Source organism: Enterobacter cloacae complex sp. P2B, assembly GCF_014895985.1.
Taxonomy (GTDB): Bacteria; Pseudomonadota; Gammaproteobacteria; order Enterobacterales; family Enterobacteriaceae; genus Enterobacter; species Enterobacter bugandensis.
Genome location: NZ_JADBQQ010000015.1, coordinates 1 through 12541 on the forward strand (window position 1 = coordinate 1; position 12541 = coordinate 12541).

The 12541-nt window shown below is 57.5% G+C and carries 12 protein-coding genes and 1 pseudogene; 10 read left to right on the top strand and 3 right to left on the bottom strand.

The features are described 5' to 3' along the window. Positions 1–46 precede the first annotated feature (46 nt). Entirely contained in the window at positions 47–499 is a 453-nt protein-coding gene (locus IM313_RS13865) for a YhcH/YjgK/YiaL family protein (RefSeq protein WP_192972028.1), read from the bottom strand. A 675-nt stretch (positions 500–1174) separates the two neighbouring features. On the opposite strand from IM313_RS13865, the gene arcA reads away from it, so the two are divergent. The 5 genes from arcA (at position 1175) to IM313_RS13890 (ending at position 6357) form a co-directional block, all read left to right on the top strand. Next, the gene (arcA, locus tag IM313_RS13870) at positions 1175–2395 is read left to right on the top strand and encodes an arginine deiminase (protein ID WP_048999498.1); all 1221 of its coding nucleotides are present in this window, start codon (positions 1175–1177) and stop codon (positions 2393–2395) included. Positions 2396–2404: 9 nt separating this feature from the next. Further along, complete coding sequence (arcC, locus tag IM313_RS13875; protein ID WP_192972027.1) at positions 2405–3316, top strand: carbamate kinase; 912 nt, start codon at positions 2405–2407, stop codon at positions 3314–3316. Between the two features lie 25 nt (positions 3317–3341). Next, positions 3342–4346 carry an ornithine carbamoyltransferase gene (gene argF / locus IM313_RS13880; RefSeq protein WP_003863360.1) on the top strand — a complete coding sequence of 335 codons (1005 nt, stop codon included), beginning with the start codon at positions 3342–3344 and terminating at the stop codon, positions 4344–4346. 47 nt (positions 4347–4393) lie between these two features. Then, positions 4394–5797, top strand: coding sequence for a YfcC family protein (locus IM313_RS13885; protein ID WP_045259604.1), 1404 nt, complete (start codon positions 4394–4396; stop codon positions 5795–5797). Between the two features lie 80 nt (positions 5798–5877). Then, a complete protein-coding gene (locus IM313_RS13890) occupies positions 5878–6357 on the top strand; it encodes an arginine repressor (RefSeq protein ID WP_028015317.1) in 480 nt (159 codons plus the stop codon). 3 nt (positions 6358–6360) lie between these two features. On the opposite strand, the pseudogene IM313_RS13895 reads toward IM313_RS13890, so the two are convergent. After that, positions 6361–6478 (bottom strand): annotated as a pseudogene (locus tag IM313_RS13895) (hypothetical protein). Here IM313_RS13895 and IM313_RS13900 point away from each other — a divergent pair. From IM313_RS13900 to gbpA, 5 genes are all read left to right on the top strand, one after another. After that, positions 6458–6562: a pyrBI operon leader peptide gene (locus IM313_RS13900; protein WP_022646880.1), complete on the top strand. Its 105-nt coding sequence runs from the start codon at positions 6458–6460 to the stop codon at positions 6560–6562. The pseudogene IM313_RS13895 and the gene IM313_RS13900 overlap by 21 nt on opposite strands. Before the next feature lie 34 nt (positions 6563–6596). Next, a complete protein-coding gene (gene pyrB / locus IM313_RS13905) occupies positions 6597–7529 on the top strand; it encodes an aspartate carbamoyltransferase (RefSeq protein ID WP_028015316.1) in 933 nt (310 codons plus the stop codon). 12 nt (positions 7530–7541) lie between these two features. Beyond that, positions 7542–8003 (top strand): aspartate carbamoyltransferase regulatory subunit, encoded by a 462-nt coding sequence (pyrI, locus tag IM313_RS13910; protein ID WP_010427352.1) that lies wholly within the window; start codon positions 7542–7544, stop codon positions 8001–8003. Positions 8004–8076: 73 nt separating this feature from the next. Then, entirely contained in the window at positions 8077–8463 is a 387-nt protein-coding gene (gene ridA, locus IM313_RS13915; RefSeq protein ID WP_003863373.1) for a 2-iminobutanoate/2-iminopropanoate deaminase, read from the top strand. A gap of 139 nt (positions 8464–8602) precedes the next feature. Continuing rightward, positions 8603–10054: an N-acetylglucosamine-binding protein GbpA gene (gene gbpA / locus IM313_RS13920; RefSeq protein WP_028015315.1), complete on the top strand. Its 1452-nt coding sequence runs from the start codon at positions 8603–8605 to the stop codon at positions 10052–10054. 83 nt (positions 10055–10137) lie between these two features. Here the strand turns inward: gbpA and IM313_RS13925 are convergent, their stop codons facing one another. Continuing rightward, positions 10138–12522, bottom strand: coding sequence for a beta-N-acetylhexosaminidase (locus IM313_RS13925; RefSeq protein ID WP_192972026.1), 2385 nt, complete (start codon positions 12520–12522; stop codon positions 10138–10140). Between the last annotated feature and the right edge of the window lie 19 nt (positions 12523–12541).

The following is a 12541-nucleotide window of genomic DNA, read 5'->3' on the forward strand; positions in this document are numbered from 1 at the left end:
CTATGTCCCCGGACCGTACATGGGAGAGGGCTGGGGTGAGGGGAAATTACTCCACCAGCATTTTAACAACCACTTTTCTGACCTTAGCAGGCTCCCCCACCGCGCACAGCGGCTTATGCACTTCACCCGGCCAGAACACCACAAAATCCCCTTCGCTCAGCACCACGGTTTTCTCCTGCTCGCCTTCCGGCAGGAACGCGATGTCTTTATCCGCCAGCCAGTCGGTGTCCGGCGTGCCGTGCGGCAGGGTGCTGAACGTCATCCCTTCCTGGCCCTTCAGCACAATCTGGATATCCAGATAGCGCGCGTGGTACTCGGCGCGGCGCTCGGCGAACGGGTGGGTCATGTCTTCTGACACCAGATAAAACAGGCTGTTGCCGTTGATGTCGTGCTTGCCGTGCGGCGTGGCGTCGGTGACGTGGGCTTTAACGTGCTCAATGGCCTGGCGCAGCGCGTCAGGCAGCCAGGACTGCAGATGGTGGATGTTGCCGATAATCATGGGAAACCTCTCGATGTAAAACAACGTTTCATTTTTGTCTTTTATACGAGAATCCAAGCTGCCATACCAGCCCTTTTTCGACGAGGCTTGCGCGAGCGCATGTTTATCGGGAAAGGTGTTAACCCACTGTTAATTCTGCCCAGGCAATTATGCAGCGGTTATGCATAACCTCATTTCGCGCACACTAAGGCTCTCACATAACTGACTGAAATAAAAAGCTTAATAACAAAACCCGCTGCCGTATCACATTTTACGACTTTGATAATTTCCGTTATAAGCCCATAATTATTTATGGATTTTCCTTAAGTCAAAAATAGTTAATTGTCATTATTGCATAGCCATTCTTTCAACTTTATTTAATCTTTTAAAATCAAAAGGATAACTAATAATTACAAAATGTGTAATTCTACAAAATAATAACAACCTCAAATAATGCCACCGGATCCTGCTTAGCTATTCAACTCCCAATAATATGAAATTAATCATTATCTGATGCGAATCATGCAAATGAAAACAAACTCATTAATATCCATTTTCGCGTGAGCAATATCACATTACGGATTATTTAACTGCCTAGTATAAATCACGAAATCAATTGAGCTTAGCCGCCATGTAATTAAACACACCACATGGCGCATGCCCTTTTTATTCTGAAAAACAGTTAAAGGAATAATTATGGAAAAGCATTACGTCGGTTCTGAAATTGGTCAATTGCGTAGCGTTATGCTGCACCGCCCTAATTTAAGTCTGAAGCGGTTAACCCCCTCAAACTGTCAGGAGCTGTTATTTGATGATGTACTGTCGGTTGAACGGGCGGGTGAGGAGCATGACATCTTTGCAAACACGTTGCGCGAGCAGGGTGTGGAAGTCCTGCTGTTGACCGACCTGCTCACGCAAACGCTTGATATTGCAGAAGCGAAAGCCTGGCTTCTTGAAACGCAAATCTCCGACTATCGCCTCGGGCCAACCTTTGCCGGCGACGTGCGCGGCTGGCTGGCGGATATGCCGCACCGCGAACTGGCGCGGCGATTAAGCGGGGGATTAACCTACGGCGAAATTCCGGCAGCCATTAAAAATATGGTAGTGGATACCCACACGGCGAATGATTTTATTATGAAGCCGCTGCCGAACCATTTATTTACCCGCGATACCTCCTGCTGGATTTATAACGGCGTGTCCATTAACCCGATGGCGAAACCCGCCCGCCAGCGTGAAACCAATAATCTGCGCGCGATATATCGCTGGCACCCGGCATTTGCCGACGGCGATTTTATTAAGTATTTCGGCGACGAGAATATTAATTACGACCACGCGACCTTAGAAGGCGGCGACGTACTGGTGATTGGCCGCGGGGCGGTATTGATCGGCATGTCCGAGCGCACGACGCCGCAGGGCGTGGAGTTCCTCGCCAACAGCCTGTTTAAACACCGTCAGGCCGAACGCGTGATTGCCGTTGAGCTGCCTAAACACCGCTCCTGCATGCACCTCGACACGGTGATGACCCACATCGACGTGGACACCTTCTCCGTCTATCCGGAAGTGGTGCGCAAAGACGCCCAGTGCTGGACGCTCACGCCGGACGGACGCGGCGGCCTGCTGCGCACGCAGGAAACCGACCTGCTGCACGCCATTGAGAAAGCCCTCGGCATTAACCAGGTACGGCTGATCACCACCGGAGGCGACGCCTTTGAAGCCGAACGCGAGCAGTGGAACGACGCCAACAACGTTTTGACCATCCGCCCGGGCGTAGTGATCGGCTACGAGCGTAACGTCTGGACCAACGAGAAGTACGACAAAGCGGGCATTACCGTGCTGCCGATCCCCGGCGACGAGCTGGGACGCGGTCGCGGCGGCGCGCGCTGCATGAGCTGCCCACTGGAACGCGACGAAATTTGAGGAGCCATCATGGAACGAAAACCCACTCTGGTTGTGGCCCTGGGCGGCAACGCGCTGCTCAAGCGCGGCGAGCCGCTGGAAGCGGATATCCAGCGCCAGAACATCGAGCAGGCCGCCCGCACCATCGCCGGATTAACAGAACAGTGGCGCGTGGTGCTGGTGCACGGCAACGGGCCGCAGGTCGGGCTGCTGGCGCTGCAAAACAGCGCCTACGACCAAGTGACGCCCTACCCGCTGGACGTTCTCGGCGCGGAAAGCCAGGGGATGATCGGCTACATGCTCCAGCAGGCGCTGAAAAACAATCTGCCGCAGCGTGAGGTGAGCGTCCTGCTCACCCAGGTGGAAGTGGACGCCGCCGATCCGGCCTTTAGCAACCCGACCAAGTACATCGGTCCGGTGTACAGCGAGGCCCAGGCGAAAGCGCTGGCCGCAGAAAAAGGCTGGACGTTCAGGGCCGACGGCACCTATTTCCGCCGCGTGGTGCCCTCTCCGCAGCCGAAGCGCATCGTGGAGAGCGATGCCATTACGGCGCTGATCCAGCGTGACCACCTGGTGATCTGCAACGGCGGCGGCGGCGTGCCGGTAGTGGAAAACGCCAACGGCTATCGCGGCGTTGAGGCGGTGATCGACAAAGACCTCTCCGCCGCCCTGCTGGCGCGTCAGATCGAGGCCGACGCCCTGCTGATCCTCACCGATGCCGACGCGGTGTACCTCGACTGGGGCAAGCCGACCCAGCGCCCGCTGGCGCAGGTGACGCCGGAACTGCTTAAAGACATGACGTTCGACGCCGGATCGATGGGGCCGAAAGTGGCCGCCTGCCGCGAATTTGTTGAGGCCTGCAACGGCATTGCCGGGATCGGCGCGCTGGCCGACGGCGCGGAGATCCTGGCGGGCGAGAAAGGCACGCTGATTCGTAACTGATCACTCATTTAAAAAGGATTTAGCCATGACCATCAACCTGAAAAACCGCAACTTCCTCAAACTGCTGGACTACACCCCGGCGGAAATTCAGTACCTGATCGACCTCGCCATCGAGCTGAAGGCGGCCAAAAAAGCCGGGCGCGAAAAGCAGACCCTGGTCGGGAAAAACATCGCCCTGATCTTTGAAAAAACCTCCACCCGCACCCGCTGCGCCTTCGAAGTGGGCGCGTTCGACCAGGGCGCGCAGGTTACCTACCTCGGCCCAAGCGGGTCGCAGATCGGTCACAAAGAGTCGATGAAAGACACCGCCCGCGTGCTGGGCCGCATGTATGACGGCATCGAGTACCGTGGCTACGGCCAGGCCATCGTCGAGGAGCTGGGCGAGTACGCGGGCGTGCCGGTGTGGAACGGCCTGACCGACGAGTTCCACCCAACGCAAATTCTCGCTGACCTGATGACCATGCTGGAGCATTCTCCGGGCAAAACCCTGCCGGAGTTGAGCTTTGCCTATCTCGGCGACGCGCGCAACAACATGGGCAACTCCCTGATGGTCGGCGCGGCCAAGATGGGGATGGATATCCGCCTCGTGGCACCGAAATCCTTCTGGCCGGAAGCCGGGCTGGTTGAGCAGTGCCGCGCCATCGCCAAAGAAACGGGCGCGCGCATCACCCTCACCGACGATGTGGAAGAAGGCGTGCAGGGCACCGATTTCCTCTACACCGACGTGTGGGTCTCCATGGGCGAGCCGAAGGAGGCCTGGGCCGAGCGCGTCAGCCTGATGAAGCCGTATCAAATCAACGCGGACGTCATGAAGGCCACCGGCAACCCGAACGTCAAGTTCATGCACTGCCTGCCCGCGTTCCACAACGAGCACACCAAAGTGGGCCGCGAGATCGAGATGGCGTACGGCCTGAAGGGGCTGGAGGTGACGGAAGAGGTCTTTGAATCACCGAACTCCATCGTCTTTGACGAAGCAGAAAACCGCATGCACACCATTAAGGCGGTCATGGTGGCGACACTCGGCGACTAATCACCGCCCGGCGCGCCGCGGGGTGCGCCGGGTTTCAGGAGAACATCATGGGCAAGTTCAAGTTTCCCTCCGCTTACACCATTCTCTTTTTTCTGATTGCCGTGGTTGCCGTGCTGACGTGGATTGTTCCGGCCGGGCAGTACCATATGGCGATGAACGAGGCGCTCGGCAAAGAGGTGCCGGTTGCCGGCACCTATGCGCACGTGGCATCGCACCCGCAGGGGCTGGTGTCGGTGCTGATGGCGCCGATTGCCGGACTGTACGATCCGGAATCCGGCCAGGCCGGGGCGATCGACGTTGCGCTGTTTATCCTGATCATCGGGGGATTTCTCGGGATCGTCACCAAAACCGGAGCGATTGACGCCGGGATCGAGCGCGTCACCACAAAGCTGCGCGGGCGCGAAGAGTGGATGATCCCGATCCTGATGGCGCTGTTTGCCGCAGGCGGCACGATTTACGGCATGGCCGAAGAGTCGCTGCCCTTCTATACCTTACTGGTGCCGGTGATGCTGGCGGCGCGGTTCGATCCGGTGGTTGCCGCGTCCACCGTACTGCTCGGGGCGGGGATCGGCACGCTCGGGTCCACCATTAACCCGTTCGCGACGGTGATCGCCGCCAACGCCGCCGGGATCCCCTTCACCAATGGGATCATGCTGCGCATCGCGCTGCTGGTCATCGGCTGGATCATCTGCGTGGCGTGGGTGATGCGCTATGCCCGTAAGGTGCGCAAAGATCCGTCGCTGTCGATCGTGGCGGATAAACAGGAGGAGAACCTCGCCCACTTCCTCGGCAACAAGGGCGAGCAGTCGCTGGAATTTACTCCGGTGCGCAAACTCATCCTGGTGATTTTCGCCCTCGCTTTCGCGGTGATGATCTACGGCGTGGCGGTGCTGGGCTGGTGGATGGCGGAGATCTCGGCGGTGTTCCTCGCCAGCGCCATTATCGTTGGGCTTATCGCCCGCATGAGCGAAGAGGAGCTGACGTCGACGTTTATCAACGGCGCGCGAGATTTGCTGGGCGTCGCGCTGATTATCGGCATCGCGCGCGGTATCGTAGTGATTATGGATAAGGGCATGATTACCCACACCATTTTGCACAGCGCCGAGGGGATGGTCACCGGATTGTCGACGGTGGCGTTCATTAACGTGATGTACTGGCTGGAGGTGGTGCTGTCGTTTCTTGTGCCTTCTTCGTCCGGCCTGGCCGTTCTGACGATGCCGATCATGGCGCCCCTTGCCGATTTCGCTAACGTCAACCGCGACCTGGTGGTTACGGCTTACCAGTCGGCGTCCGGCATCGTTAACCTTATCACCCCCACCTCTGCCGTTGTGATGGGCGGGCTGGCTATCGCCCGCGTGCCCTACGTGCGTTATCTGAAATGGGTCGCGCCGCTACTGGGGATTTTGACGGTGGTGATTATGGTGGCGTTAAGCCTGGGCGCGTTGTTGTGATTTGCCGGATGGCGCTGCGCTCATCCGGCCTACGGATCGGTGCGGTGCCACCGGTTATTTCGGGAACTGATATGGGAACTATGATGGATTACGAAGAGTACTCTCCCAAAGAGCAACTACAGCTAACGGTCTGCCAGCGTCTGATCGCGGAAAAGAGCTATCTCTCTCAGGAAGAGATCCGCCGCGACTTGCAGGAGCGGGGTTTTGAGACCATCAGCCAGTCCACCGTTTCACGTCTGCTCAAGCTGCTTGGCGTCATAAAAATTCGCAATGCCAAAGGGCTAAAGATTTATTCGCTGAATCCCCAGCTGCGCCCTGCCCCCGATGCCGCGCGTACCGTCTCCGAAATGGTGGTAAGCGTGGAGCACAATAGCGAATTTATCCTTATTCATACCGTTGCCGGATATGGCCGCGCGGTGGCGCGTATTCTGGATTATCACCAGTTACCGGAAATTTTAGGCGTGGTGGCGGGAAGCAGTATCGTCTGGGTCGCGCCCCGAGTGGTGAAGCGTACCGCGCTGGTGCATAAGCAAATTAATTATTTACTCAGAATGCATTAATATTCACAAAGAACCGTTTGCATTGAGTAAAGCGTGCATTAAATCGCTTGATCCCAAAAACGAGCTGCGTATAATGCCCGACAATTTGCCGGGAGGAAGCATGGTCAAGCGTGTACGACATAACGTCTTACCGCGTCTGAAATCAGACGCTGGCCTGCCGTTTTTCTTCCCGTTGCTAAACCTATTCCCAGAGCCCCTCATTTGAGGGGCTTTTTTTTGCCCGGCGTCAGGAGATAAACATGAATCCGCTTTATCAAAAACACATCATTTCCATAAACGACCTCAGCCGTGAAGAGCTGGAACTGGTTCTGGAAACCGCGGCAAAACTGAAGGCCAATCCGCAGCCGGAGCTGCTGAAGCACAAGGTGATCGCGAGCTGTTTCTTTGAAGCCTCGACGCGCACCCGCCTCTCCTTTGAAACCTCCATGCACCGCCTGGGCGCGAGCGTGGTGGGCTTCTCGGACAGCAGCAATACGTCGCTGGGCAAAAAAGGCGAAACCCTGGCGGATACCATTTCAGTGATCAGCACCTACGTTGACGCGATTGTGATGCGCCACCCGCAGGAGGGCGCGGCGCGTCTGGCGACCGAGTTTTCCGGCGGCATTCCGGTGCTGAACGCCGGTGACGGCGCCAACCAGCATCCGACGCAGACCCTGCTGGACCTGTTCACCATTCAGGAGACCCAGGGCACGCTTGAAAATCTGAACATCGCCATGGTCGGTGACCTGAAGTACGGCCGCACCGTCCACTCCCTGACCCAGGCGCTGGCGAAATTTAGCGGCAACCGCTTCTTCTTCATCGCCCCGGACGCGCTGGCGATGCCGCAGTACATCCTCGACATGCTGGACGAGAAAGGCATTACGTGGAGCCTGCACGCCAGCATCGAAGAGGTGGTGGGCAACGTGGATATTCTCTATATGACCCGCGTGCAGAAAGAGCGTCTGGATCCGTCCGAATACGCCAACGTGAAGGCGCAGTTCGTGCTGCGCGCCAGCGACCTCGACGGCGCGCGCGACAACATGAAGGTGCTGCACCCGCTGCCGCGCATCGATGAGATTGCCACCGACGTGGATAAAACGCCGCACGCCTGGTACTTCCAGCAGGCCGGGAATGGCATCTTCGCTCGCCAGGCGTTACTGGCACTGGTTCTGAATCGCGAATTAGCTCTGTAAGGGGAGACGACCATGACACACGATAACAAACTCCAGGTTGAAGCCATCAAGCGTGGCACCGTGATTGACCACATCCCTGCACAGGTGGGCTTTAAGCTGCTGACGCTGTTCAAACTGACCGAAACCGACCAGCGCATCACCATCGGCCTGAACCTGCCGTCCGGCGAAATGGGCCGTAAAGATCTGATCAAGATCGAGAACACCTTCCTGACCGACGAGCAGGTCAACCAGCTGTCGCTGTACGCGCCGGACGCCACGGTTAACCGCATCGACGATTACGACGTGGTGGGCAAATCCCGCCCGAGCCTGCCGGAGCGCATCGAAAGCGTGCTGGTCTGCCCGAACAGCAACTGCATCAGCCACGCCGAGCCGGTTTCGTCCAGCTTTGCAGTGAAAAAGCGCGCCAATGACATCGCGCTCAAATGCAAATACTGCGAAAAAGAGTTTTCCCATTATGTGGTGCTGGCCAACTAATTGAGGTTGGTAATGAAATCCCGGCTGTTATAATGGCCGGGAACATTCTTAACGCTGTAATTCTGGAGAAAAAATGAGCAAAGTACTCGCGACGGAAAATGCACCAGCGGCTATCGGCCCATACGTTCAGGGCGTTGATCTGGGCAGCATGATCATCACCTCTGGCCAGATCCCGGTAAACCCGAAAACCGGTGAAGTACCGGCCGACGTGGCGGCGCAGGCGCGTCAGTCGCTGGAAAACGTGCAGGCTATCGTTGAATCTGCGGGCCTGAAAGTGGGTGATATCGTCAAAACGACGGTGTTCGTGAAAGATCTGAACGACTTCGCCACCGTTAACGCTACGTATGAAGCGTTCTTCACCGAGCACAACGCCACCTTCCCGGCGCGCTCCTGCGTGGAAGTGGCGCGTCTGCCAAAAGACGTGAAAATTGAAATTGAAGCGATCGCCGTACGTCGTTAATACTTTTCAATAAACAGAAGGCAGCTCGGGCTGCCTTTTTTATTTCGGTTATTTTTACTCTCCGGGTAAAATGACACAGAGCCAGATCCATTATTAGACTCTCCCTCGCCTAGTAATATTCTCTAATAATGGATGAGTAATGAAACTTTCAAAAATTGCACTTGCCCTCGCAACAGTGACCGTTGCATCTTCGGCATTTGCTCACGGATATATTGAATCTCCTGCCAGCCGCGCCTATATGTGTAAGCTGGGTCAAAATATTGATTGCGGCTCCGTACAGTATGAACCGCAGAGCGTAGAGAAAACCTCCGGCTTCCCGACCGGGGCAGAGCCAGCAGACGGACACCTCGCCAGCGCGGGTATCTCTCAATATTCTCAGCTGGATAAGCAGAGCCTGAATGCGTGGACTAAAAACCCGATGACCGCGGGCCCGCATGAATTTGTCTGGCACCATACTGCGCCGCACAAAACTACCAACTGGCGTTATTACATTACCAAACAAAACTGGGATCCAAATAAACCGCTAACTCGCGATCAGTTTGAATTAACCCCGTTCTGTACAATTAACGGAAATAGCCAGGCGCCAGCCGTAACTAAATCCATGACCTGTAATGTTCCTGAACGCACAGGTTATCAGGTAATTTACGGCGTATGGGAAATTGCAGATACCACAAACAGCTTCTATCAGGCTATCGACGTTGATTTCGGGAATGGCGGCAACGTTACCCCGGACGAAACACCTGCGGTTGTGTCCGAGTGGAGCAAAACCCTGAGCGGCCAGATTGCCGGTAATAACCTGAACGTGGGCGATAAAGTTATCGCACGCTTCTTCGACGCCCACGGCGAAGTGACCGCCATGCGCACCGAGATGACCATCGGCTCTGCTGAACAAGGCGACGCTAACCAGTGGTCCTACGATCTGGCGCAGAAGATCAACACCGCGCAGCACGACGTGCGCGTCGGCGTGAAGGATGAAGCCGGTGACATCAGCCCGGTTCACGGCGCCAACAGCGTCTTCGTGAAAGACGGCAGCACCTTACAGTCCGTTGCTATCTCTTATGAAGAGCAGAAAGCGCAGGTGAGCGAAACCATCGCCGTTACCGATCTGCAATACAGCAAAATCGAACATGGCAACGCGACCGTGACCTTCCACGTGAATACGCAGGGTGACGTGAATTTTGAAGCACACGTGATGAACCACCACGGTGCGGAAAAAGGCTACCTGAAGCAGGACATGAACAACAGCAATCAGGACGTCACCATGACCCTGACCGACGTGACCGCCGGTCACCACATGCTGAAATACTACGCGACCAATAAAGACGGCACCCTGTTCGCGCAGGACGTCCTGAACCTGATGCTGGAAGGCGATGCCGCTGCGGATAGCACCGGCCACCACGACTTTACCTTCCCGGACAATATCGCGTCGTACAAGGCAGGTACCGTGGTGCTTCAGCCTAAAGACGGTAAGACCTACGAATGTAAGCCTTTCCCGTACAGTGGCTTCTGCGTGCAGTACAGCCCAACCGCAAACCAGTATGAGCCAGGCGTTGGCGCACACTGGAAAGAGGCGTGGGTTCTGAAGAACTGAGTGGCCTTTATGCCCGGCGGCACTTCGCTTACCGGGCCTACACCACGTAGGCCCGGTAAGCGCAGCGCCACCGGGCATGTGTGTTACTGATTTCGCGTGGCGCGTAGCAGCGTCTCCAGCGGATAGACCGCCGCAATCACCACCTCATCCTGCACCTTCGCCGCGCTGTCCAGCTCGCTCTGGATCGACGCGATCTCTTTGTCGTCCAGCGTCCCCTGACGCGCCACCAGATCCGTCAGCCTCAGGCCAACCGAGGCCAGCTTATCCACCTCCAGAATGACCGGCTTAATGGCCTTCAGCTGATAGCTGTTTTCGCTCAAGGCCAGCACGTCGCTGGTGTTGTTCTGCCAGCGGTTAAAGACGTGGCGCAGCGCCTCGGCGCTCTCCGTGTCTTCCGCGTCGCTCACCAGGCGGTCCGCCCACTTGTGCATCTGGCGCACGGTGGCGCTTTCGGCGTTCAACGCATCTGCAAGTCTGTTAAGCGGCTCAAACTGATGGTAGTTTCCGGCCTGGAACTTCAGGTGCTGGCGGGTGTAATACTGGGCCGGCTCGAGCGCCTGGGCGAGGATTTGCAGCGGCAGTGTGTCGGCATTGTTAGCGAGGCGCGTGAACTGCACCTGCTGCTGGGTATGCTGCTGCAGCCCGACGGACACCGTCGACCAGCTGTCCATCGCCTGCAGGCGGGTATACATGTTATCGACGTCGTTGACGTCCTGCGCGGACCACAGCCGCTCCGCCACCGCAAAGGCGCGCGGCCACAGGCGGATGTCCAGCACCGGCGCGACCACGTTTTCCGCCCACAGCGCGGCTTCGCCGCCGAGCAGGTTGGCCTGATTCGCCACGTCCGGCACGACCGGAGGGGTACCTTTCGGCACGTCGTCCAGACGCGCGCCGCTAATCGGGTAGCGGGTGTTTCCCACCAGGAAATAGCCGGTGAGTTTGTCGTTATCAACGTTGACCACCGGGCGCGTTTCACCCATCCAGGTGTCGACGGTAAAGGTCACCTGGTTGTCGTCGCGCCACTGAATGTTATTCACCGCCCGACGCGATTTCCCGGCAAAATCAATAAATCCGCGCCACCCGGCGTCGCCTTTCACCAGCGTAAAGCTGCCTTCCACCGGCTTGCCCTTCAGGCGCGGCATGGAGAAAGCCCAGCTCTGGGCGCTGTCGGTGTCCGCTATCACGTCCACGCCACTCAGCCCCTGCGGCACGATTTCGTTGCGGTAGTGATAGGCGGTGGACTGGGGCTGGTCGAGGTAGAAGCCGGTTGAGAGAATGCCCTTATAGCCGTTCTGCGCCACCTGCCCCAGCGCGTCCTGTCCCTGCCAGGACTGGATCAGAATGCTTTTCGGCAGATCGGGATGGTAGATCTCATCCCAGCCGACCATCTGCCGGTGGTGCTTCTCAAGGATCGTCTCCAGCTTGCGGTTGAAATACGCCTGCAGCGCGTGGCTGTCCGCCAGTTTGTTGTCGCGCATAAATCTCTGGATCGCCGCGTTTGCCTTCCACTGGCTGTCGTCCACCTCATCGCCGCCGATATGCAGATACGGATCGGGGAAGATCGCCGCCAGTTCGCTGACCATCGCGTCGGCGAAGGTGTAGGTCGCCTCTTTGGTGGGATCCAGCACAGGCTTCAGCACGCCCCAGTGGCGCTCCATAGCGTACGGCCCCGGCGCGCTCATCAGTTCTGGATAGGCGACGGCAATCGCTGAGGCGTGGCCCGGCATATCGATTTCCGGCACCACGCGTATGCCGCGTTCGGCAGCGTAACGCACAATCTCACGCATCTGCTCAGGGGTGTAGAACAGCCCGTCGCTGGCAAGCTGGGTTAATTTTGGATAACGCTTCGAGGTAAAGCGCCAGCCCTGATCGTCAGTCAGATGCCAGTGCAGGACGTTGAGCTTAGCCGCAGCCATGCCGTCGATCTGACGCTTGATATCGGGTAATGGGATGAAATGGCGCGCCGAATCGAGCAGCAGCCCGCGCCACGGGAAGCGCGGCGAATCTTCGATGGTAACCCACGGAATCGAGGTGTTTTCGGCACCGTTCTGCATCAACTGGAGCAAGGTTTCCATTGCGCGCAATGCGCCAAAGCGGGTGTTAGCGGAGATGTTCACGCCGTTGGCATCCACTATGAGTTTGTAGCTCTCATCGCTGTCCGGCAGCGGCTGCGGCTTCACCTTTTTAGCGATGGCGATACGGATGGTCGGCTTGTCAGGTTTTTCGGCCTGTGGCTGTAGCGTCCAGCCGGTTTGCAGCGCAATGCGCTGGCGCAGGCGGTTGACCGCGTCCCCCAGATCGTCGCCGCTGACGCTCACGGAGAGTTGATTGTTAAGCACCAGCGCGCCCTGCGTCGTCGGGCGTTCAACCTTCGCAGGCCAGGGCATCAGGGGAAGATCGCCTGCCGGCGCGGCAAAAGCGGAGGCGCCGAGCATAAGCCCGGCGGTTAAGAGACTGTACCGTAACATGAATGTTCCTTATCTGACG